A 20,959-nucleotide genomic window follows, 5' to 3' on the forward strand; every position below is an offset into this window, starting at 1 on the left:
GGGCTCTTCCGAGGTAGGCAGAATTTGCCCGGTGTATGGTTAACGGGTGGTTAAAATGCCGGACGGATCCGTGGAGAACGCCGCAACTGCGGCCTGCGAGCGCATTTTCGCCACGAATGCTGCGTTAACCAGCACAAACCAAGACAGCGTGGGGCGCTGAGAAGTCGTTTTGGGACAAGCGATTCTTGGTTTATTAATAGAACAGTGGGCTGCAAGCCGCTGGGAATTAAGAAATAAGGCGAATCTCGGGCGCGATTCGCTGCGCAAACCGCACCTATCAATCCGCGCCCGTTGATGGCGAAAGCTGAGGAAGGCCAAGATGGCCGGGGACTCCAATATGCAGGTCATTACATTCGTCTTGGCATTCGTTGTCGTGCTGGCGCTGATCGGCGTGACCGCATGGCTCGTCCGCCGCTTCGCCGGAAACCGCCTCGGGGCCAACGCCAACCGCGGGCGCATGCCGCGCCTGGCGGTGATCGACGCTGCCGCCGTTGACGGGCGCCGCCGCCTGGTGCTGGTCCGCCGCGACAACATCGAGCATCTCCTGATGATCGGCGGCCCCACCGATATCGTCGTCGAGCCGAATATCGTCCGCGCGATGCCCGCGCGCGATCAAATGTCGACCCGCCCCGCGGTCGCAGCCGATGCCGCGCCGCCGCGCGTGGCGCCGCTTCCGGATGCAGCCTGGAACGAGAGCGAAGCCGCCCGCTCCGACAATTTCGACCTTCCCGAGCCGGAGCTGCCGCCGCGTCAGACACGGCCCTCCTTCGCCGACGAGCTGCGCCGGCCCGCGCCGCCGATCGCCGAGCGTCGCAGCGATCCGCTCGCGGGCTTCACGCCCGAACGCGGCGAGCCGCGGCCCGATCCGATGCCGCCACGCCTGCCGCCGCGCTCCGAGCCGGTCGTCCCGCGTCCGCCGCGCGGCACCGCCGAGCCGCCGAAGGCGCCGCCACCGCTGCGCACAACCGAGCGCGCCGTGACGCCGCCGCCACCGCCTCCCCAGGCACCGCCGCCGGCTGCAACGCAGGCGCCTCCGGCTCCGCCGCCTCCATCGAACGCCGACGCCAATCTCGCCGAGATGGCGCAACGGCTCGAAGCGGCGCTGCGCCGCCCGGCCGGCGCCGGCGAGACCGTCGCGCCGCCGGTTGCGCCCGAGGCGCCGCCGGCGCGCCCGCAGCGCAGCGAGCCGCCCGCCCCGCCCGCCAGCGGACAGAAGAGCGGGTTCGAAAATCTCGAGGACGAGATGGCCTCGCTGCTCGGCCGACCGAAGAATCCTTCGTGAGGCCAGGGGCAGTCCCGCGTAGAGTTTTTTTCATCGCTGTCCTGATCGCCGCCGGATCCCTCGCTGATCCGGCGGTGGCGCAGGATATCAGCATCAATCTCGGCGGCGGCAATGGCGGCGTGACCGAGCGCGCGATCCAGCTGATTGCGCTGCTGACGGTGCTGTCGATCGCGCCGTCGATCCTGATCATGATGACGTCGTTCACGCGCATCGTGGTCGTGCTGTCGCTGCTGCGCACCGCGCTCGGCACCGCCACCGCGCCGCCGAACTCGGTGATGATCGCGCTTGCGATGTTCCTCACCGCCTTCGTGATGGGGCCGGTGCTGCAGAAATCCTATGACGACGGCATCAAGCCGCTGGTCGCCAACCAGATCGGCGTTGAGGACGCGTTGCAGCGCGCCTCGGTCCCCTTGCGCGGCTTCATGCAGAAGAACGTCCGCGAGAAGGATTTGAAGCTGTTCATGGACCTCTCGGGCGAGCCGCCGCCGGCGACGCCGGAGGAGATGTCGCTGCGCATCCTGGTGCCGGCCTTCATGATCTCCGAGCTGAAACGCGCCTTCGAGATCGGCTTCCTGCTGTTCCTGCCGTTTTTGATCATCGACCTCGTGGTCGCCTCGGTCCTGATGTCGATGGGCATGATGATGCTGCCGCCGGTAGTGGTCTCGCTGCCGTTCAAGCTGATCTTCTTCGTGCTGGTCGACGGCTGGGCCCTGGTCGCCGGCAGCCTGGTGCAGAGTTACGGCGGGTAGCGCCCTGCGAAACATTCATGGCCCGTCAGCTGGATCGGCCACACCGTTGCACTATCATGCGCGGCACCGCATCCAGGGAGCCGCGCCGTGCAGCAGCCATTCGACCGCGCCGCAGAAGATCTCGGCAACGCCATCCATCTCGAACATGTCAACGTGCAGGTGCCGGACCAGCGCCTCGCCACGCTGTTCTACGTCGCCGGCATCGGGCTGACGCGCGATCCCTATCTGATGGTCTCCGACAGCAACATGTGGGTGAATGTCGGCCGCAGCCAGTTTCACCTGCCGAGCGGCCGCCAGCAGGTGCTGCGCGGCCACACCGGCATCGTGATCGCCGGGCGGCAGGCCCTGCTGCAGCGGCTCGCCGCGGTCGCGCCCAAGCTCGAGGGCACCGCGTTCAGCTATCGCGAGCGCAACGATCACGTCGAGGCCACCTGCCCCTGGGGCAACCGGCTACGCTGCTTCGAACCGGACGCCGAACGGTTCGGGCGCATCGCGCTCGGCATGCCCTATGTCGAGTTCGAGGTGCCGCGCGGCACGGCTGAGGCGATCAGCCGGTTCTATCCTGAGATCATGGGCATCCCCGCCAGCGTCGTGAACGGCGACGACGTCGTCGCGCGCGCAAAAGTCGGCAAGGATCAGTATCTGCAATTCCGCGAGAGCGACACTGCGCAGGGCGAATTCGACGGCCATCACATCCAGATCTACATCACGGACTTCTCGGGCCCCTACCGGCGACTGCGCGAACGCAATCTGGTCTCACGCGAGGACAATCAATACCAGTACCGCTTCTGCGACATCGTCGATCCGGCCGACGGCCGGCATCTGTTCACCGTCGAGCACGAGGTGCGCAGCGCTACCCACCCGATGTATCTGCGGCCACTGGTCAATCGCAATCCGGCGCAGACCAACCGCACCTTCGCCAACGGCTACGACCAGGCGCCGTGGGCGATGGGGCCGGACCAGTATGACGGCTGAGCGCGCGCTCTTCGGCGTCACGTCATGATCCGCAAATTCCAGCAAACGAGACGACATGCTTCCCTCCCAGCGCCATCTGTTCGATGTTCCACGCGAGGTCTGCTACCTGAATTCGGCGTCCTACAGCCCGCTGCCGCTGAAGACGCTCGAGGCCGGCCGCGCGGCGGTGGGACGCAAAGGCCAGCCCTGGACGATCGATGCAGGCTTTGCCGGCCGTCAGCATGAGCGCGCCCGTAGCGCGGCCGCCCGCCTGATCAAGGCCGCGCCCGACGATGTCGCGCTGATCCCCGCGATCAGCTACGGCGTCGCGTCGGTGGCGAAGGCGCTGAGCATTCCGCGCGGCTCACGCGTCATCGTGCTGGAGAACGACCATTCCTCGCCGGTGCTGGAATGGCACGCCCGCGCCGAGGCGCAGGGGTTCGTCGTCGACACCGTACGCCAGCCCGCCGACGGCGACTGGACATCGGCAGTGCTGGCAACGATCGAGCGGTCAGGCGCGCCGCCGGTCGGCCTCGCCTCGATCTCCTCGGTGCACTGGTCGGACGGCGGCATGATCGACGTCGACAAGGTGCAGGCCGCGCTGCGGCGGCACGGCGCAATGTTCGTCATCGACGCGACGCAGAGTGCGGGTGTCGTGGCGATGGACGTGACGAGGCTCGACCCCGACGCCGTGATGTTTCCGACCTACAAATGGCTGATCGGCCCCTACGGGCGCGCCTTCCTCTATATTGCAAAACGCCACCAGAACGGCGTGCCGCTGGAGCAGACCTCCAGCGGCCGCCGCAACGTGAACTCCGAGAATCCGGTCTATTTCGGCGATCTCGCCTATGTCGACAACGCCACGCGTTACGACATGGGCGAGCGCGATCATTTCATCACGCTGGAGATGGCCTCGATCGGCATGGAGATGATGGCGGAATGGGGCGCCGCTGCCGTCAGCGCGCGGCTCGCGATGCTCAACGAGCGGATCGCGGGCGGCGTGCGTGATCTCAAGCTCGATATGCTGGCGCGCGACCTACGTGCGCCGCACATCCTGAGCCTCGGCATGGCCGGCGGCATCCCGAAGGAGCTGATCGCGCGGCTCGCCGCCGAGAACATCCATGTCGCGCTGCGGCTCGGCCGGATGCGGATCTCGCCGCACGTTTTCAACGACGAGGCCGATGTCGATCGCCTCGTCGCGGTCTTGACCAAAGCGCTGCGCGGTTAGCCGGACTTGTGCCGCAGTCCGACGACGCCGAACAGTTCGATCGCTAACGCGACGGCCACTCCGGCCGCGCCGATCACGAACAGCAGCGCATAGGCGCCGCCGCTGTGCGCGAACAGATACGACAGGCCGTAGGCACCCGCCGCCTGGAACAGTGCGAAGGTCGTGGTGGCCTGCGCCCAGGCTGAACGCTGGCTCGCCGCGGAATGCGGGATCAGCTCGTGGATGCGGCCGATCACCAGCGGCACGATGCCGGGCGTGAAGCCGCCGACGATCAGGCTCGACACGATCAGCACTGCCGGTGACGTCGTCACGGCCGGCAGCGCCACCGCAACCGCCTCGATCAGGAACGCCGCGCGGAGCGCCGCGGCGAAGCCGGCGCGATCGGCGAGGTGTCCCGTGAGCAACGGTCCGACCACGGCGCCAATGCCGTACAGCACCCAGTAATGCGATCCCGCCGCGATCCCCTGCCCAAGCCCGCGGGCGACGAAATCGACCAGGAACACCATGTGCGGCACCAGCGCCAGCGCGTTGAGGCCGTATTCCAGGCAGAGCGCGATCACCAGCGGCGAGCGCAGGCCATGCGACGCGACGGGCTGCTCGACCACGCCACGTGCGGCGGGAGCTTCGGCGGGCCACGCCTTCCAGCTGACCAGTGTCAGCACCGCCGACAGGACGCCAAGGCCGTACCAGGCCTGCTTGACGCCCTGTTGCAGCAACAGCGGCACCAGTGTTCCGGACGCGGCGACGCCGAGGCCAACACCGGCGAAGATCACACCGCCGATCAGGCCGCGCTTGCTGGGTGCGGTATGCGGCAGGATCGCCGTTGCCGCCAGCACCATGATCACGCCGCCACTGACGCCGGCGAGAAAGCGAAAACCGAAGAACCAGATGAAGGAGATCGGCACCGCGCAGGCAAAGCAGGTGATCGCGGCCAGCACCATCATGCCGCGCAGCGCCCACACCGAGCCGATGCGCGCGCCGAGATCGCGGGCGAGCAGCGCGCCGGCGAGATAGCCGGCAAGGTTGGCGGCACCGAGATAGACCGCTTCCGCCGGCGTGAACCACTTTGCGGCGATCAAAGCCGGGATCAACGGTGTGTAGGCGAAGCGCGCCAGTCCGAGCCCGACCAGCGAGGCGCAGAGCCCCGCGGCCGCGGACAGCCACAGCGGCCCGCCCGCATCGCGATCCGGCGCGGCGTGATGATGGCGCCTGTGATGATCGACATTGGCTGACATGGACATCGCAGTAGGCCCTCCGGCCGTTCATGAAAAATGATTAGTTGCGATCGCAGCAATCGCTCGCAGCGATCACGGCTCACCTCTCCCGATCGGGAGAGGTGCACATTCGGTTTGGGGAAAGCCTTCAGCGGGAAGATTTGGACGCCGCAGCGGCAGCGAGCTTCTTGCGATAGTCCAGCGCGGGCAGCCCGCCCCAGCCCCAATTATCGGTATCGACTTCTTCGATGATGACGAAGGTCGACTCCATCGGCTTGCCAAGCACGTCGCGCAGCAGCTCGCTGGCGCCCTTGATCAATGCCGCCTTCTGCTCCGGCGTGGTAGACAACGCCCCCGGCGCCGTCCCCTCACGCGTGACCTGGATGGTGACGATAGGCATGGCACTCTCCGGATCGTGCTCGTTAATGACCGGCGCTCTGGCCGCCGTCGACATGCAGGATCTCGCCGGTGACGAAGCCCGCGCCTTCCAGGAACAGCACGGCGTCGACGATGTCCTTGGCTTCACCCATTCGTCCGACCGGATGCAGCTTGGCGAGGAAGTCGTGCGTCGCCGGCGCGTGCATCAGGGTCTTGATCACACCGGGCGCCACCGCGTTCACGCGGATACCCTTGGCGGCATATTCGATCGCGAGCGACTTGGTGGCGGCGTTCAGGCCGCCCTTGGTCAGCGAGGCCAGCACCGAGGGAACGTTGCTGTTGGCGTGATCGACGAGGCTGGTCGTGATCTGCACGATGTGCCCGGATCCCTGCTTCTCCATCTCCCTGGCGGCGCGGCGGGTGATGTAGAAGAAGCCGTTGAGATTGGTCGCGAGCACCTGCGCGTAGTCCTGGTCGGTGTAGTCGGTGAACGGCTTGGCAAGGAAGATGCCGGCATTGTTGACCAGCGTGTCGATGCGGCCGAAGCGCCCGAGCGCCTGCTTGACGATGCGGTCGGCAACTTCGGGATCGCCGATGTCGCCGGGGACGGTCAGAACGTCGCTGTCGGTCGACGGCTTGATGCTGCGGGAATTGGCGACGACGCGCCAGTTGCGGTCGCGATAGCCCTTGACGATGGCCTCGCCGAGGCCCTGCGACGCACCGGTGACGATGGCAACCTTCTGCTCTGCACCCATGATCTCTCTCCATCTGTTGCTGAAGCGACCCAACGCCGCTTCGATGGAGAGCAAGCTATTTACATCCGCTTTCCGCGCGAATGCCCGCTATTCGGCAGACTCTCTTCCGCGACGCGAACGAATGGCGCCAGCCCTGCTGGCCTCGCGCGACAGCCGCTCGAAATAGCGTTTCAGCCGCGGCGTCGCGAAATCGACGAAGGCGCGCACCTTGGGCACGTCGAAGCGACCCTGCGGCGCCAAAAGATGCACCGGCAGCGGCGGATGCTCGTCGCCGGCGAGCAGGATCTGCAACCGCCCGTCACGGATTTCCTCGGCGATGTGATACGAGAACAGCCGGGTGACGCCGTGTCCTTCGCTGGCGGAGGCCACCGCCGCGCGCACGGTGTTGACGACCAGCCGCGGCATGAACTGGACCGCGCGCGCGATCTTCGACTTCGCGGCCGGCGGGAAGCTCCAGGAGTCGAGCCCGAAATGCGTCATGGCGATGATCTGGTGCTTCGCCAGATCAGCCGGCTCGGCGATCAGCGGATGCTGCGCGAGATAGCCGGGCGATGCCGCGACCACGCGGCGTACCTCGCCGAGCTTGATCGCGATGAAACTGGAATCGGCGAGATGGGCGATGCGCAGCGCGACGTCGATCCCCTCGTCGATCAGATTGACGGTGCGGTCGAGCATCACGAGCCGCACCGACACCGCCGGGTAGTCCGTCATGAAGGCATCGAGCACCGGCCGCAGCAAATCCTCGCCGACCACGACGGGCGCGGTGACGGTCAGCGTGCCGCGCGGCACTGACCGCTCGCCGCCCGCCGAGATATCGGCTTCCTCGAGCTCGCCGAGGATACGACGGCATGCGGCCGCATAGCGCTGGCCGGCATCGCTCAGCTTCAGCGAGCGCGTCGTGCGATGTAGCAGCTCGGCGCCGACATGATGCTCAAGGAAAGCGATCGCCCGGCTGACCGCCGCCGGCGAGCGCCGCAGTTTCCGCCCGGCACCGGCGAGGCTGCCCTCGTCGACCGCCGCAACGAAGACCTTCATGGCGTCGATGCGGTCCATCGATCCCCCCGCTTCGCGGTCGCCGTTACTCCTTCACGTCATACTGCTTGCTGAGATGGTCGCCGATCTGCACCAGCATCGCGACGCATTCGGGATAGCCGGGCCTCGCCACCGTGGCGTCATCGGCGCTGGCGCGAAACTCCCAGCTGTCGCCGTCGTGCAGCACGGAGATGTCGATGCCGTCGGGGCAGTCGGCATGGGCCTTCAGCTCTGCCCGCGCCATCGCGATCAGTTCGGCTTCGGTCTTGATCGGCTTGCTCATGTAACGACGTCCTCCCGGCGCTGTGCAACGGACGCCATGGTTGCCGATTTGACGGCAGGATGTCGAGAGCACGCGTGCGATCACAACCAGTTGCAATTGACAAAATGCTCGTCCCCGGCGAACATTTGGCAGGGTCGATACCACCCGCCGCTTGCACCCCACCCGGGGACGGTGAAGGTATCAAGCCATGTTTCAGGCTTCCTTTGCCCGCACGAACGGGTCAGCAACGCAAGCCCCTGACGCTCTCCGTTCGTCGATGCAAAGGTTGATCCCATGCGCGACTTTCGTGATGCCAAGGCCATGGCGCAGACGCTGCGCGAAGCGCTCGGCGCCAAATCGATCCCCCTCACCCACAGCGACAGCCTGGAGCTGATCGCCAAACTGTTCGGCCAGCGCGACTGGAACACGCTGGCGGCACGGATACAGACCGCCGGCGGATCCGCCGATGTGCCGGCTTCCGCTCCGCGATCGCCGCCGGACGTCGTGCGGCAAGAGATCGCAGTCGCTGCCGCGGTGCTCGACCGCTATGCCGGCTTCTATCAGCTCAGCGAGCAGGCCGTCCTCAGTGTGATGCGCGAGGATCACCACTTGGCTGTACAGCTCACCGGGCAGCGGGCCGTACCGTTCTTTGCGGAGAGCCAGACCGGGTTTTTCGCCAGGGAGGTCGACGCGCAGATCAGCTTTGTCATCGCGGCTGACGGTCAGGCGACGTCACTGATCCTGCATCAAAATGGCGACAAGCCGATGCCGCGCATTGACGCTGCAAGCGCGAAACAGATTGCGGATCGCACCGCAGAGCGTGTGAAGAAACAGTCGCCGGCTCCAGGAACCGAGGCCGCGCTCCGCCGCCTGATCGAGGGGGTCGCATCGGGACAGCCCGACTATGCGGACATGGCCCCCGCGCTCGCCGCGGCGACCCGCGAGCAATTGCCACACCTGCAGCCTTTCCTCGCCGACCTCGGCGCGATCGAAGCCACCCGCTTCCTCGGCGTCGGCGCGCAGGGCGAGGATGTCTACAGTGTGCGGCACGCCAACGGCGCCTCGCATTGGCGGATCGCGCTCGACGCCACCGGGATCATTTCGACCGCGTGGGTGTCTGCCGGGCCGTGAGCGCCAGCGCGGCTACGGCGCCGCGCTGGCGCGGCGCTCGCCCTTGATCGCCGGCAGCGCGCTCACCGGCGCGACCTTCGGCTTGTCAGTCACCGATCCGGTCGCGACCGGATCGGGCAATGGCGCGCGGGCGGTGGCGTCGGGGAAGCGGGTCTTCATCTCGCGGATGAAGCCGTCGAGCGTGTCGACGCTGGCGGCCATTCGCGCGATCTGGGCGAATTCGGCGCTGGACGTCGCCACCGGCTTGCTGGCCGAGTCGAAGGCGAGCTTGTCGGCATCGCCGGACATCAGCGGCGCGTATTTCTCGCGGAACCGGGACAGCCCGATGGCGTCCTCGGCAAGCGCGTAGCCGACCACGGCGCGGATGATATCGGCCTTCTCGCCCGGATTGAGCGGGGTGAAGTCGCGCCAGCGGTCGCCATAATAGAGCTCGATCTGCTCGGACGCCTCGCGCCAGTGCCGCGACGCCCAATAGATGTCGGAGCGCAGCCGGATTGCCTCACGGCCGGTGATGTTCGAGATGATGTCGAGCGCGAGATCGTGCCGGCCGACGTCGCTCTGCGCGCGCGCCTCGAGCAGCAGCCGCTGCTGGCGCAGCTCGCCGGAGAGATCCGCGATCCGGGTCGAGCGCAGCGCGGCAATGGCGCGGTCGGGCTTGCGGTTCATCAGATAGACCATCGCAAGGCGCGCCGCGACCTGGGCGCGGGCCGCGCCTTCAAGCCGCTTGTCGACCTGGTATTGCAGGAGGTCGGCGGCCTGGTCGAGCAGATCGACACCGACCAGGCGGTCGGCGAGACGGCGGATCATCTCGTCGCCGCGGCGGCCGATCGGCGTCAGTTCGCGATATTCGTAGAAGGTGCCGAGCGCATCGATCGGCGACATCTCGTCGCCCCTGGGGCCGAGGTAGAGCTGCACGAACAAGGCCGAGGCGGCATCCTGCGCCTGGCGCGATTCCGGCGCATTCGGCTGCAGCCGGGTCGCGGCACGCGTCACCGCGAAGGCGTCGGCATAGCGCGCCGTCTCGGCGTAGATCTTCGACAGCACATACAGCGTCTTCAGCTCGATATTGTCGCCGCGCCACAGCATCGACAGCAGCTCGAGCTCCTTCAGCACATCGTCGCGGCCGATCTCGCCGCGCTTCTGCTTGAGCAGCGTCTCCAGCAACCTGCCTTCGGCGGCAGCCTGGCGATCGGCCGAATTGGCGGCGAAGCGATAGGCGTCGAGCGCATCCTTCTCCTGGCCGAGGGCCTCGGCGAGCCGGCCGCGCAGCACCGCAACCGCGGGCTTCAGCTCGCCGGGAACGCCGACCACGTCGAGATCGCTCTTGCGCCGCGCGGCGCCGGCATAGTCCTTGACCTCAAGCGAGGCCTTCATCGAGTCCATGGTGACGATGCGCTGCAAATCGGGCGGCAGCGTCGCCACCGCGAATTCGGCGTTCTTGAACTTCTCGCGCGCCTCGGCCCATTTGCCCTCGCGGGCGAAGGCGAGCCCCTTCCACAATTGGGAATCGTAGCCGTTGCCGATCACGGGATTGGCGAGATCCTTGAGGCCCTGCGCCGGGTGCCCGATCAGGATGCTGGCGACCGCGTGCACCATCACCACCGACGCCGTCTCGCTGCCGCGCTTGCTCTCGGACAGGATCAGATTGGCGACACCATGGGCTTCCTGGTACATGCCGCGCGCCATGTAGAAGTCGGCGAGATCGAGCCGCGCCTGCGGCAGCTGCTCGGCATTGGCCGACGCGGTCGCCGCAATCAGACCGTCGAGCTGCTTGAGGAACGTGTCTGACTGGTTCTTGCGCCACTCGTCCGGATCGAACAACGGCTTCACCGCCGCGGTCGCGCGCTCGGCGGCGACGTCGGCCGATGACAGCGTCAGGCCGCCCGGCCGGCCCAGCATCACCTTGTCGGCGCCGACCTCGGCCTTGACGTCGTCCGCGTTCGGATGAACCACGACGCCGTGGATCGACTCCAGTAGCGAGAGCTCGACGAAATCCTGCCGCTTGATGATGCCGCGGGTCGGCGGCGGCGCGGTCACCACCCAGAGCGTATCGCCGGCGTCGGGATCGACCAGTCTGTGCAGCTGGCCGGGATTGGCGAGCGGTACGCTGACGTTGGCGAGCGAGGGCTCCGAGATGTTGCGCACCACGGTGAGCGGCAATGGCGGCTTCTGCACGCGGTCGGCAAAGGTCAGCGTCCAGCTCACGCCGCGCGAGCGGTCGTCGCTTTCGAGCGACGGCATCTGCGGCCGGTTGAGGCGGAAGCGCACCGCCTGGCCCTTCTCCAGCGCGATCCGGCTGACATCTGATATCAGCGAGCCGGCCTTGGCGCGGACCGGATCGACGTCGATTGCCTCAGCCGTGTCGAACACCATCCAAACCGTGTCGGCGCGGCGGAACAGCGCCGCCGGCGTCGCGCCGGGGAATGAGAACGTCACGCGCAAGCCGTCGCTATCCCGCTGGGCCTCGACCGCGGGCTTGCCGCCGGCACGGGCCTCGGCAGCAGGCGGCGATGGCGCCGCAGCCGCCTTCGGCGCTTCCGTCGCCGGCGCGGCGGCGACAGCGGGCACCGACTTCGGCGCATCGGTCAACGGCGCCGCGTTCTGTTCCGCCACAGAGCCGGCGCCACCCTCGTGCGGCGGGGTCGGCACAGCAGCGTTCTCGGCGTTGGCCGCAGTTGCCGCCGCGATTTTCGGCAGCTCGGGATCGGACGGTTCCGATCGGGGCTGCTCCGTTTTGGCGGGCGCGGCCGCCGGTTGCTCGCTCGTGGCTTGCTCCGGCTTGAGCGGCTCGGAGCGCGGCGGTTCGGACTTGGCAGGCTCGGACTTCGGCGGTTCGGTTTTGGACTGTTCAGGCTTGATCTCGATCTTGGCCTGCTGGGCGATGCTTTCCGACGTCACCGGCGCGATCGCCGCGGCGCCTTTCGGTTTGCCCCGCGTCGGCAACAATGAGCTCAGCGAGGGCTTTGCCGCCTGCTGCTCGTTCTGCTGGAAGGCGACGTCGACGATGTAGTTCTTCTCGTCGCGGAACGAATGCACGTCGACATCGCCCATCAGCGACACGTCGACTGCCGACGTGTCCGTGTCGGCGCGCGCGCTGATCGACGCGACATTCGGTGGGGCGGCGACCTTGGCATCGGCAAGGTCGAAGGTCAGGACCGAGTTGAAGGACAGTGTCAACTTCTGCTCGTTCAGCACCGAGGAGACGCTGACCCCGTCGGGCACCTCGAACACGAAACGGACGAAGGTGGGTTGCACCAGCGCGCGAACCCGCACCGGCGGCTTCTTCCTGGCGGCGTCGGCGGCACGCTGCATGCGCAGCAGGCGCTCGGCGGCGCGGGCGCGCTCGGCAAGCTCGCGGATCACCTCCTGCGGCAGCGACGGCGGCGGGCCGGTCCAGCTGTCGGGCAGGAAGTCGATGAAGATGCGCTCGCCGGCGGTCATGGTGTTGACGGAGACGCGGCGCGCCAGCGACAGACGGATCGCCGAGCCGTCGGGATCGCGGCGCGCGGCGCCGACATAATCGGGCACCGCATCCTGCAGTTTCTCGACGGGGATATCGACCGGACGTTTGAAGCGGATCACGATGATCGAGCCGGCGGTCGTGACCTCCGACTCGACATCCTCCTTCAGCTTCAGCACCAGCCGGGCATAGCCGTTCGCGGCGGAGAATGTCGCCTCACCTGGCACCGCGTCTTCGGCCCGCGCCGCAGTCGGATAGGTAAGGGTTGTAAGCGCAAGGGCGGTGGCAAGCAGGCACAGACGCGCGGTCCGCGCCCAGGCGCGGCCTAGCGACCATGTTCCAGCGGCAGCCGTTCGCGCCATCTCGAAACGTTTTCTCGGGACCCCAGCCATACCAAGCGCGAAGCGCCCTCGCCCACGCTTCCCGATGTTGGATCGGGCGGCGTTAAGGAGCTGTTAACGTCAACGGATTGTTTCGGACCGGCCCCTGCCACGGAATGACTGTGTACTATAGTTGACAAATCGACCGCGTCGTGTATGATAATACACATGATCCAGGTCGTTCAGACCGACACTTTTGCGCACTGGCTCAACTCGCTAGCCGACATGAAAGCGGTCGCCCGGATCGGCGCACGCATCCGGTGTCTCGAACTCGGAAATCCAGGCGATGTGAAATCGGTGGGCGAAGGCGTGAGCGAGATGCGGATCGATTACGGCCCCGGCTACCGGGTATATTTCACGCGTCGAGGCAAAACCATCGTGCTCCTGCTCTGCGGTGGCGACAAGCGAACCCAAAGCAAGGACGTCAAGGCGGCCCAGAAGATGGTGAAGGAGATTTGAGATGCCGCTCAAGACCACCAAGTTCGACATCAAGGATCATCTGAAGACGCTAGAGCAGCAGATCGCCTATCTCGAAGCGGCGCTGGAAGAGGACGATCCCTCGTTCATCGCGACAGCTATCGGCGACATCGCCAGAGCTCGCGGCGTATCGCAGTTTTCGCGCGAAACTGGCTTGAGCCGCGAAGTGATCTACAAGTCATTCCGGCCCGGCGGCAATCCGACTATTGAAACCCTGAACAAGGCGACAAAAGCGCTCGGTTTGAAGCTGAAGCTTGTTCCGAGCGCCGCCTAGCTGCGCAGATAGCGGCGCGCGCTATCCTCGCAGAATTGGAGTCAGCCAGGGGCCCGCTGCGCGGCTGTGACCGGACAGGAATTGGCCTTGCAACGAGCCTTACTCCGCGCTGCCGGGTACCGTGCGCAAATACGCCACGATGGCATCGAGGTCATCTGAACTGATCCGGGCGTAGTAGTGGTATCCCATCGGTCGACCGAGACGGCTGCCGTCGCGGCTGACACCGTCGGTGATCGCACGCTTGATCTCGTCGTCACTCCATGCGCCGATCCCATTGGTCTTGTTCTGCGTGATGTTGCGTGAAACCGAGATACCCCACGGCCCGGAGAATTTGACGCCACCCGCGCCAAGACTGCTCTTGTATTCTCGTCCCCTCGGTCCAATCGGCGTATGGCACGCCATGCAATGCGCGATCGTGACGAGATAGAATTCCTTCTGCACCTTGTCGCTCATCATCGGTTCGGCGAATGGGTTCTCGCCGCCCGGCGGAACGTTCTCGACTTGAGGCACCTTGTAGATCGGATCGGGCACCTTGTTGTGGACCGGCGTGATCGTACGCAAATATGCGACGACCGCGTCGAGATCATTTTCCGTCAGGATGTGATAGAAGCTGGTCGGCATGATCATCGCGGTATGCACGCCCTTTGGGGTTTGCCCGGTGCGCAGCAGTTTCTTGATATCGGCGTCGCTCCAGCTTCCGATGCCTGTTTCCTTGTCTTACGTGATGTTGGCGGCATGCACTGTGAACGGCGGCTCGTCCCAGTATCCCCCGCCCGAGAACGCCTTCTCCAAAACATCGCCGTTCGGTCCCTTGGGCGTGTGGCAATTGCCGCAAGCCAGAATGCCGTTGACAAGGTAATCGCCCCGCTTGACGAGTTCGGATTGGGCCCATGCCAGATTGGTGGTGGCGATGACGACAAGCATCATGAACAGGCTACGCATATCGGTTTCCTCGAAATTTCTTGGTGATGAAAAATTCAATTTCTGATCGGGCGCAGCTTCGCGCCCGGCACAAGAGCATTCAATCAATCAACTCAAGCGGCGGTCCATGCGATCGCAATCGCGGAAGGCTCCAAAACAGCGAAGTCACGCTGACCTTCCTCACGCCAATGCTAGACCCGCATCAAGCACTTTGGCAATGTCCGCGATGGCCCGGTTGCAATGGCCTTGGCGCCGCCAGCTTTGTTCTTCGCCCTTGCTCCCGCGCCAATGGCAACGCGACTGATTTATCGCGGCGGTGGATGCTCCGCCGGATCAAAGCCCAGCAGCCCAGCGCTGGACACTCCCCGCGATGTTACGGAGGTCCGAGTGAGGTACTCCGAGCTCAGACCGTCGCGACCTCTCGTTCGCCATGCGCCGCTTGCCGCGTCTGCATGCTCTCCCGGACCAGCAACCAGCAGAACAAGATGATCACCGGAGAACCAAAAGGCAGCGGCTTCACGACCGACAGCTGATAGAGGACAGGTAGGTAGAAGACCATCGGCGCGAGAAACGTCACGCCAAGGACCATTTTCGACCAGGCCGGAAAGCCGACCCTCAACCATTCGCTGAGCATCCAGGCCAGCGGCAGCGCCATGATGAGCATGTCGTAGAACAGGCAGAACGGCGTAATCAGGAGGCAGGTGAGCACGATGATCGAGCGTTCAGTCGCAGCACTGATCTTCTGACGCAACATCCAGACCAGCACACACGTCATGCCCAGCGCCACGAGGCCGTGAATGATAAAGGCCGTGTTGACGCCGGCGCCGAGCAGGCGCGCTGTCGCGTACACGCTCTGCAGCAATGAAAACTCGACGTCGCCGTTCTCCAGAGCCTGACGGGCCGAGTGAGAGACGTCGAGGAAGTTGAGCCATGTATCGAGGCCGAACAGCAGCGCGGACAGCACGACGAGCGAAATCGACGACAGGCCTGCCCAGATCAGCGTGCGCCAGCGACCTGTGACGATCAGGGCGATCGGCACGGCCAGCGCCAAATGCGGCTTGATCACCATCAGCCCGAGGATCGCGCCCGCGAGCTTCGGCCTCCGGTCCATGATGTTGAGACCGCACCCAAGGATCGATGCCGTCAGAAAGGCGTTCTGCCCCGCCACGGCATTAAGATAGACCGGCGCATAGGCAAGGATCGCGACCAGGCACCAAGGCGTTCGCAAGATACGCCAGATCACCGCGGCGAACGACGCCGCCGTCATACCAATGAACACGAACAGCGAGGCGAAATACGGCGCGAGCGCGAGCGGCACGCACAAAAGCAGCATCGTCGGCGGATAGAAGAACGCCTCGTAGCCCTCTCGCAGGTATGGAGCTTCCGCGAGCAGATGCAATTCGGGCACATAAACCTCGGCGGGATGCCCGGCCAACACCTGGAGCGACGCGGCCCAGAAGGTCAAAAAGTCCGAGCCGAGCAGAAAGTTATTCGCGCCATAGCCGCCATCGCGGTAAAACAGCAAAAGCGACCTCGCAAGGGTCAGCACCAGCACAATTGCGATGCCACTCACGTATAATCGGGCGCGCGGCGCGGTGAGCCATGGCATGTCTTTCAGCATTGGCAATTCCTGAAACACCACCTTGAGACATAGCGACTTCAATTCCAGAATGACAAATCGGTTGCAACTTAACGCTACCGTTTAAGGCTACCATAACCGGCGTACACTTCTCGGCGTCGATAGGCGTTTGGCTTCGCGGAGACCTCGTCGAGCCCACACCACCGGAGGCGGCGAACATCCGCGTCTGCCAGCCGGCACATGGCGCTGCAGCGCCTACCGGACGGCGCCGGCTTCGGCCTTTGCACGAGAGGATTAACCTCGATCCACCGGGCATCCGCGGAACTTCCAGCGATTAACCCAACGCCGCAGGGAGATCGGCCACTCGCTTGCGCCACCGCCAGTTGCGGTATACAACCGCTTACATTTCAAGCAATTCTTAGTTTCTGGCAGTTTCATGAACGGATTTGGAATGGTGCGCGCCCGTGCGGAGCGCAGCGGATACGACCGTGCATTGGCCATCGCCTGCCTCATCGTGTTGGGCTTTACCCTGTACTGCGTGTTACCGAAAGTCGTTGACGGTACCGGCGCGACCGGGCTCGACTTTTCGTGCTTTTGGAGCGCGGGGAGAATGGCCCTCGATGGCCATGCCGCCACCGCCTACGATTGGCCGCGGTTGCGGCAAGCGATCATTCAAATACATCCCAGCTTGAACGACGCTCCGTTCCCCGTTTACGAGGTGCCGATACCGTTTTTCTACCCGCCGTTTTTTCTCTTTGCGGCGGCACTGCTGGCACTATTGCCGTTTCCGACCGCGTTCTGGATCTGGAGCACCGCAAAGCTGCTGTGCTGGGCGCTCGTTGTTTCCGCCATCCGGCCGCGCTTCGCCGTACTGCTGCTGGCATTCGCCGTGCCGGCCGTCCTGTACGATTTCATCGTCGGCCAAAGCTCCTTGCTGGCGGCATCGCTGCTCGGCGCGATTCTGCTGACGCTGGACCGGCGTCCGATCGTCAGCGGCTTCCTGATCGCGCTGCTGATCTTCAAGCCGCAATATGGCGTCCTGCTTCCGCTCGTTTTGATAGCTACTGGACGCTGGACCGTCTTCATCACAGCCAGTTTGGTGACACCGGTGCTCTTGCTGCTTACCGGGCTTACCTTCGGCTGGGACACTTTTGAGGGGTTCCGTGAGGCCGCCGTCTTCGCAACGACGCAGTTCCATCTCACCGGCACGCTGGCTTGGTACAAACTGCAGAGCGTCTACGGCGTGCTTCGGTTTGCCGGTTTTGGCTATGGATCGGCCATGGCACTGCACGTCGCGGTCGCTGCGGCAGCCGCGACGTGGACGCTGATCATATGGCGCCGCAACGTCAGCTTCGCCGTCAAGGCCGCGTGCCTGCTCGTCGCGACCCTGCTCGTCTCTCCCTACTTCGCGATCTACGATACGGCGCTACTGGCTCTCGCGCTCATCTTTCTCATGAACGCGCCCATGGCCGAACATGGCGCGCTTCTCTCGAATCGCTCCGAACTACGGATCGGGTTCGGCGTGCTTGTCCTGGCGGGGTTTACCTACCCGGTCGCGCTCGTGCCCGTCGGTCCGTTCATGTGCGCGACCCTCATCGCGATGATATGGATGCGATGCAGGCAACCCGGTGTTAAGTCGGATCTGGCTTACGGCTGAGGGGCCACCGCCAATTGACGGACTCTCAGATAGCTCCCATCAATTCGTCTTCGGCGTGAGCATCTTGCCTTCGATCTTGGGAAGATCGTCGGTCGAGGCCGACTTGTCGCCGCCGGCACGGCGGGCGAGTTCGACCGTGAGCCGTTCGGCGGCTTCCGGCTGCATCAGGCCGAGGATATCGGACATCTTGCGCGGCTGGATCTGCGAGGCGATCTGGTAGAGCACGTTCATTTCCAGACGATCGAACACCTTCGCGGCGTCCTTCGGCTTCATGTTCTCGTACATGGTGACGATGCCCTTGAAGCGCGCGGCATCGGCTTCCGCCTTTGCCGCGGCATCGGCATTCGTCTTGGCGTCATTGGCCTTGGCCTCCTCGACCTTGGCCTCGATGCGCTTCTCGGCTGCCTTCAGCAGGCTTTCGCGGATCTCGACCTCGCGCGCGCGCGTCTCGAGCTCCTGGCGGCGCGACTGCAGCCGCTCCAGGATCGCGCGCTCCGACGCCGACACTGGCGCCGGGGCATCCAGGTTGACGACAACGCCATCGGGCTTGGACGGCTCCGCGGCCGGTGCGGCCGGCTTCGGCGCCTCGTCCTTCTTGGCGTCCTTGTGCTCGACCGATCCCGTGATGTCGCCGGGATCGGCCTTGATCTTGCTGTCCACCACCGCCTTGCCGGCGCCGGGGAAGTTGAAATTCTGTTGCGCCCAAGATGGGCCAGCCGGGCCGGCCGGCGGCGTATCGTCGGCGAACACGTAACCGCCATCGAGCACGAGGCCGGCGACCTTCAGCACCATCAGGCCGAAGATCGCGACCAGCACCACGGGCATCACTCTGATGTCACGAAGCAACTTCATGCAGCGAGACCGCCGGCCCTCCTGCGCTCGGTGAAGGCTTCAGCCGCCGCGGCAACCGCGTGCGCGGCCGAGACCCTGGGCGCCGGCGCCACCGGCGCGGCTGCTTGCACCGGTGCCTGCGCGGGCTCGGACGGCCGCGCGGCCATCGCGATCTTGGACAGGCGGCGCACCACGTGGTCACCCTCCGCCAGCTGATTCTTCAGCAGCGCCGACATCTGCGTCGCCGCATCGAGCTGATTGCCGAGGTTCTCGTTGACGTCGCGCACCGCGTGCTTCAACCCGCCGATCGCCCGCTCGGCGATCTCGGTCGCGGTGATCAGTTCGGCGATCGTCGCCTTCAGCGAATGTTCGTCGGCCTTCAGCCGCTGCAGCCGCCTGTTGAGCAGCCAGCAATAGCCGATCGTCAGCATCAGCAGCACGGCTACCAGACTCTCGATTGCTAGTCCAAGCACATGACTCATGGTGCCTCCATCATCTTGGTCCGCTCGTCCGCCTTCTCGAACATCGCGAAGGTGGTTTGGGGTTTACGCAAATTCTTGGTGACGCGGATCGCGACACGGTCGCCGACCCGGCCCATGCGCCCTTCCGTCAGGGTGACGTTGCCGCAGCGCACCGAGACCAGCGCGTCGGAGCGGATATCCAGCGGCAGGGTGTCTCCGACCTTGAGCTTCATCAGCTCCTTCAGCGGAATGTCCGCTTCATAGAGCACCGCGTCGACCGAGATCTCGGCCTGCGCCACTTCGGTGGCGAAATGGCCTTCCCAGATCGGGTCGCGACCGAATTTTTCGCCCATGAACATCTGCAACAGCACGTTGCGGATCGGTTCGATGGTGGCGTAGGGCAGCAGCAATTCGACATTGCCGCCGCGGTCTTCCATGTCGATGCGCAGACGCACCAGGATCGCGGCATTGGCCGGACGGCTGATCGCGGCAAAGCGCGGGTTGGTCTCGAGCCGGTCGATCGTGAAGGTCACCGGCGACAGCGGCCGGAACGCCTGCTCGGCATCCGACAGCACCACCTCGACCAGGCGCTTGACGAGGTTGGTCTCGATCGTGGTGTAGGGCCGGCCCTCGATGCGCAGCTGGGTCTGGCCGCGGCGGCCGCCGAGCAGCACGTCGATCATCGAATAGATCAGGCTGGAATCGACGGTAGCGAGCCCGAAGTTCTCCCACTCCTCCGCCTTGAACACCGAGAGCACCGCCGGCAACGGGATCGAATTCATGTAGTCGCCGAAGCGCACCGAGGTGATGCGGTCGAGCGAGACCTCGACGTTGTCGGAGGTGAAATTGCGCAAACTGGTCGTCATCAACCGCACCAGGCGGTCGAACACGATTTCGAGCATCGGCAGACGCTCGTAGGACACCATCGCGGAATCGATGATGGCGCGGATGCCGGAATGGTCGTCGAGGCTAACGTCGCCGACCGTGAAGCCGAGGAGATTGTCGATCTCCTCCTGCGACAGCACGCGCTCGCCATTGGTGCTCTTGCTGCCGAAGTCGCGGCTGCCGTCCTCGACCATGGCGGCCCATTGCAGCGCCATGTTCTCGGTGAGCTCGTTCTTGGCGGCTTCCGCCGTGGCCGCCGCGGGATCCTCGGAATCGAGCGAGGCTTCCCACTGGGCCGCAATGGCGTCCTGGTCCATCTGGTCGTTGCCGGCCATGGCTTTACATCCACCCCGTCACTGGATCACGACTTCCTTGAACAGCACCGCGTTGACCTGGTTGGGTGCCAGCGCAAGGTTGACGCGCTTGGTCAGTTCTTCCTTGAGGCGGAACAGGCCGGCCGAGCCGTTGAGGTCGCTCGGGCGCAGCTCGCGCATGTAGGTCTGGAACAGGTCGGTGACGCGCGGCAGCGCCGGCTTGATCGCCTCGACCTGCTTCTCTTCCTTGACCTCGAGCACGAGCTTCAGCTTGAGATATTGCACGCGCTCGCCGGGCGCGCCGACCAGGTTGACCAGCATGTCCGGCACGTCGACGAAGCTCGGCGGCTTCGGCGGCGGCGCTTCGGCGTGCTGCTCCTCGCCGTGGCCGCGCATGAAGAAGAACCAGCCGCCGGCGCCCGCGCCGAGCACGACGAGGAAGCCAACGACGGCAATGATCAGCTTGAGCTTGCCCTCCTTCGGTGCGGCCGCGCCCTCGCCGCTGTCCGTCTTTTCCTCGTCCGCCATCGTCCGCTCGCTTCACTCTGAAGGATGCGAACGCGATTTGCCCCAGCCTTGGCCTGAAGACGCGATACAAATGCCGCCGGCGCACACGCGCCCCAATGCCGGCAACACTGGGGTCATAATGGTTAACGGAAGCTTAGGATTTACCATCCACTAGGAAAAAACTGCCGGGCAAACATGGTCAACAAGACCTTTCTGCCGCCCCTTGCG

At 65.2% G+C, this 20,959-nt stretch carries 21 protein-coding genes; 8 read left to right on the forward strand and 13 right to left on the reverse strand.

Annotated features, from left to right (window positions below):
- Window positions 1-337: 337 nt before the first annotated feature.
- The 4 genes from Q2M23_RS25140 to Q2M23_RS25155 all read left to right on the forward strand — a co-directional run bounded on the left by Q2M23_RS25140 (window position 338) and on the right by Q2M23_RS25155 (window position 4,213).
- Entirely contained in the window at window positions 338-1,282 is a 945-nt protein-coding gene (locus tag Q2M23_RS25140) for a flagellar biosynthetic protein FliO (RefSeq protein WP_316397376.1), read from the forward strand.
- A complete protein-coding gene (gene fliP, locus Q2M23_RS25145) occupies window positions 1,279-2,031 on the forward strand; it encodes a flagellar type III secretion system pore protein FliP (protein WP_253607883.1) in 753 nt (250 codons plus the stop codon). The genes Q2M23_RS25140 and fliP overlap by 4 nt, the downstream gene beginning before the upstream one ends.
- Window positions 2,032-2,118: 87 nt before the next feature.
- Complete coding sequence (locus Q2M23_RS25150) at window positions 2,119-3,006, forward strand: hypothetical protein (RefSeq protein WP_316397377.1); 888 nt, start codon at window positions 2,119-2,121, stop codon at window positions 3,004-3,006.
- 55 nt (window positions 3,007-3,061) lie between these two features.
- Complete coding sequence (locus Q2M23_RS25155; RefSeq protein WP_316397378.1) at window positions 3,062-4,213, forward strand: aminotransferase class V-fold PLP-dependent enzyme; 1,152 nt, start codon at window positions 3,062-3,064, stop codon at window positions 4,211-4,213.
- On the opposite strand, the gene Q2M23_RS25160 is transcribed toward Q2M23_RS25155, so the two are convergent.
- The 5 genes from Q2M23_RS25160 to Q2M23_RS25180 form a co-directional block, all read right to left on the reverse strand.
- Window positions 4,210-5,454, reverse strand: a complete 1,245-nt coding sequence (locus tag Q2M23_RS25160; RefSeq protein ID WP_316397379.1) for a YbfB/YjiJ family MFS transporter — start codon at window positions 5,452-5,454, stop codon at window positions 4,210-4,212. The two genes, Q2M23_RS25155 and Q2M23_RS25160, sit on opposite strands and share 4 nt — an antisense overlap.
- 121 nt (window positions 5,455-5,575) lie before the next feature.
- The gene (locus Q2M23_RS25165) at window positions 5,576-5,827 is read right to left on the reverse strand and encodes a 4-oxalocrotonate tautomerase family protein (protein WP_316397380.1); all 252 of its coding nucleotides are present in this window, start codon (window positions 5,825-5,827) and stop codon (window positions 5,576-5,578) included.
- A 22-nt stretch (window positions 5,828-5,849) separates the two neighbouring features.
- Entirely contained in the window at window positions 5,850-6,560 is a 711-nt protein-coding gene (locus Q2M23_RS25170) for an SDR family NAD(P)-dependent oxidoreductase (RefSeq protein WP_316397381.1), read from the reverse strand.
- Between the two features lie 87 nt (window positions 6,561-6,647).
- Window positions 6,648-7,613 (reverse strand): LysR family transcriptional regulator, encoded by a 966-nt coding sequence (locus Q2M23_RS25175; protein WP_316397382.1) that lies wholly within the window; start codon window positions 7,611-7,613, stop codon window positions 6,648-6,650.
- A 25-nt stretch (window positions 7,614-7,638) separates the two neighbouring features.
- On the reverse strand, window positions 7,639-7,875 hold the full coding sequence (locus Q2M23_RS25180; RefSeq protein ID WP_316397383.1) for a hypothetical protein: 237 nt from the start codon (window positions 7,873-7,875) through the stop codon (window positions 7,639-7,641).
- Window positions 7,876-8,175: 300 nt separating this feature from the next.
- Between Q2M23_RS25180 and Q2M23_RS25185 the strand changes: the two genes are divergently transcribed.
- Entirely contained in the window at window positions 8,176-8,985 is an 810-nt protein-coding gene (locus tag Q2M23_RS25185) for a glyoxalase superfamily protein (RefSeq protein WP_410469760.1), read from the forward strand.
- 12 nt (window positions 8,986-8,997) lie between these two features.
- Here the strand turns inward: Q2M23_RS25185 and Q2M23_RS25190 are convergent, their stop codons facing one another.
- A complete protein-coding gene (locus Q2M23_RS25190) occupies window positions 8,998-12,807 on the reverse strand; it encodes a tetratricopeptide repeat protein (protein ID WP_316397385.1) in 3,810 nt (1,269 codons plus the stop codon).
- 186 nt (window positions 12,808-12,993) lie between these two features.
- Between Q2M23_RS25190 and Q2M23_RS25195 the strand changes: the two genes are divergently transcribed.
- Complete coding sequence (locus Q2M23_RS25195) at window positions 12,994-13,284, forward strand: type II toxin-antitoxin system RelE/ParE family toxin (RefSeq protein ID WP_316397386.1); 291 nt, start codon at window positions 12,994-12,996, stop codon at window positions 13,282-13,284.
- Between the two features lies 1 nt (window position 13,285).
- Window positions 13,286-13,576, forward strand: a complete 291-nt coding sequence (locus tag Q2M23_RS25200; RefSeq protein ID WP_028339801.1) for an addiction module antidote protein — start codon at window positions 13,286-13,288, stop codon at window positions 13,574-13,576.
- A 99-nt stretch (window positions 13,577-13,675) separates the two neighbouring features.
- On the opposite strand, the gene Q2M23_RS25205 is transcribed toward Q2M23_RS25200, so the two are convergent.
- From Q2M23_RS25205 to Q2M23_RS25215, 3 genes are all read right to left on the reverse strand, one after another.
- Window positions 13,676-14,203 (reverse strand): c-type cytochrome, encoded by a 528-nt coding sequence (locus tag Q2M23_RS25205; protein WP_316397387.1) that lies wholly within the window; start codon window positions 14,201-14,203, stop codon window positions 13,676-13,678.
- A 90-nt stretch (window positions 14,204-14,293) separates the two neighbouring features.
- Window positions 14,294-14,518, reverse strand: a complete 225-nt coding sequence (locus Q2M23_RS25210) for a hypothetical protein (RefSeq protein WP_316397388.1) — start codon at window positions 14,516-14,518, stop codon at window positions 14,294-14,296.
- Between the two features lie 382 nt (window positions 14,519-14,900).
- Window positions 14,901-16,118 (reverse strand): glycosyltransferase family 87 protein, encoded by a 1,218-nt coding sequence (locus Q2M23_RS25215; RefSeq protein ID WP_316397389.1) that lies wholly within the window; start codon window positions 16,116-16,118, stop codon window positions 14,901-14,903.
- 394 nt (window positions 16,119-16,512) lie between these two features.
- Here Q2M23_RS25215 and Q2M23_RS25220 point away from each other — a divergent pair, with 394 nt between their 5' ends.
- Entirely contained in the window at window positions 16,513-17,733 is a 1,221-nt protein-coding gene (locus tag Q2M23_RS25220; protein ID WP_316397390.1) for a glycosyltransferase family 87 protein, read from the forward strand.
- A gap of 39 nt (window positions 17,734-17,772) precedes the next feature.
- Here the strand turns inward: Q2M23_RS25220 and Q2M23_RS25225 are convergent, their stop codons facing one another.
- From Q2M23_RS25225 to fliL, 4 genes are read right to left on the reverse strand one after another with little or no spacing between them, the layout of a single operon-like run.
- Window positions 17,773-18,585, reverse strand: a complete 813-nt coding sequence (locus Q2M23_RS25225) for a flagellar protein FlbB (RefSeq protein WP_316397391.1) — start codon at window positions 18,583-18,585, stop codon at window positions 17,773-17,775.
- Complete coding sequence (locus Q2M23_RS25230; RefSeq protein WP_316397392.1) at window positions 18,582-19,046, reverse strand: DUF6468 domain-containing protein; 465 nt, start codon at window positions 19,044-19,046, stop codon at window positions 18,582-18,584. The genes Q2M23_RS25225 and Q2M23_RS25230 overlap by 4 nt, the downstream gene beginning before the upstream one ends.
- On the reverse strand, window positions 19,043-20,245 hold the full coding sequence (fliM, locus tag Q2M23_RS25235; RefSeq protein WP_316397393.1) for a flagellar motor switch protein FliM: 1,203 nt from the start codon (window positions 20,243-20,245) through the stop codon (window positions 19,043-19,045). Before fliM ends, Q2M23_RS25230 begins: the two co-directional genes overlap by 4 nt.
- Before the next feature lie 18 nt (window positions 20,246-20,263).
- On the reverse strand, window positions 20,264-20,752 hold the full coding sequence (gene fliL / locus Q2M23_RS25240) for a flagellar basal body-associated protein FliL (protein WP_316397394.1): 489 nt from the start codon (window positions 20,750-20,752) through the stop codon (window positions 20,264-20,266).
- Window positions 20,753-20,959 lie beyond the last annotated feature (207 nt).

The sequence above is a fragment of the Bradyrhizobium sp. 33ap4 genome (assembly GCF_032654765.1).
Taxonomy (GTDB): Bacteria; Pseudomonadota; Alphaproteobacteria; order Rhizobiales; family Xanthobacteraceae; genus Bradyrhizobium; species Bradyrhizobium australafricanum.

What these genes read in the sequence shown, in the direction of transcription:
- Q2M23_RS25175 (WP_316397382.1), bottom strand. Translation starts at nt 7,613, where the DNA reads ATGGACCGCATCGACGCCATGAAGGTCTTCGTTGCGGCGGTCGACGAG.
- Q2M23_RS25140 (WP_316397376.1), top strand. Translation starts at nt 338, where the DNA reads ATGCAGGTCATTACATTCGTCTTGGCATTCGTTGTCGTGCTGGCGCTG.
- Q2M23_RS25230 (WP_316397392.1), bottom strand. Translation starts at nt 19,046, where the DNA reads ATGAGTCATGTGCTTGGACTAGCAATCGAGAGTCTGGTAGCCGTGCTG.
- fliM (WP_316397393.1), bottom strand. Translation starts at nt 20,245, where the DNA reads ATGGCCGGCAACGACCAGATGGACCAGGACGCCATTGCGGCCCAGTGG.
- Q2M23_RS25215 (WP_316397389.1), bottom strand. Translation starts at nt 16,118, where the DNA reads ATGCTGAAAGACATGCCATGGCTCACCGCGCCGCGCGCCCGATTATAC.
- Q2M23_RS25190 (WP_316397385.1), bottom strand. Translation starts at nt 12,807, where the DNA reads ATGGCGCGAACGGCTGCCGCTGGAACATGGTCGCTAGGCCGCGCCTGG.
- Q2M23_RS25160 (WP_316397379.1), bottom strand. Translation starts at nt 5,454, where the DNA reads ATGTCCATGTCAGCCAATGTCGATCATCACAGGCGCCATCATCACGCC.
- Q2M23_RS25170 (WP_316397381.1), bottom strand. Translation starts at nt 6,560, where the DNA reads ATGGGTGCAGAGCAGAAGGTTGCCATCGTCACCGGTGCGTCGCAGGGC.
- Q2M23_RS25220 (WP_316397390.1), top strand. Translation starts at nt 16,513, where the DNA reads ATGAACGGATTTGGAATGGTGCGCGCCCGTGCGGAGCGCAGCGGATAC.
- Q2M23_RS25205 (WP_316397387.1), bottom strand. Translation starts at nt 14,203, where the DNA reads ATGATCATGCCGACCAGCTTCTATCACATCCTGACGGAAAATGATCTC.
- Q2M23_RS25165 (WP_316397380.1), bottom strand. Translation starts at nt 5,827, where the DNA reads ATGCCTATCGTCACCATCCAGGTCACGCGTGAGGGGACGGCGCCGGGG.
- fliL (WP_316397394.1), bottom strand. Translation starts at nt 20,752, where the DNA reads ATGGCGGACGAGGAAAAGACGGACAGCGGCGAGGGCGCGGCCGCACCG.
- Q2M23_RS25180 (WP_316397383.1), bottom strand. Translation starts at nt 7,875, where the DNA reads ATGAGCAAGCCGATCAAGACCGAAGCCGAACTGATCGCGATGGCGCGG.
- Q2M23_RS25225 (WP_316397391.1), bottom strand. Translation starts at nt 18,585, where the DNA reads ATGAAGTTGCTTCGTGACATCAGAGTGATGCCCGTGGTGCTGGTCGCG.
- Q2M23_RS25200 (WP_028339801.1), top strand. Translation starts at nt 13,286, where the DNA reads ATGCCGCTCAAGACCACCAAGTTCGACATCAAGGATCATCTGAAGACG.
- Q2M23_RS25195 (WP_316397386.1), top strand. Translation starts at nt 12,994, where the DNA reads ATGATCCAGGTCGTTCAGACCGACACTTTTGCGCACTGGCTCAACTCG.
- Q2M23_RS25155 (WP_316397378.1), top strand. Translation starts at nt 3,062, where the DNA reads ATGCTTCCCTCCCAGCGCCATCTGTTCGATGTTCCACGCGAGGTCTGC.
- Q2M23_RS25210 (WP_316397388.1), bottom strand. Translation starts at nt 14,518, where the DNA reads ATGCGTAGCCTGTTCATGATGCTTGTCGTCATCGCCACCACCAATCTG.
- Q2M23_RS25185 (WP_410469760.1), top strand. Translation starts at nt 8,176, where the DNA reads ATGGCGCAGACGCTGCGCGAAGCGCTCGGCGCCAAATCGATCCCCCTC.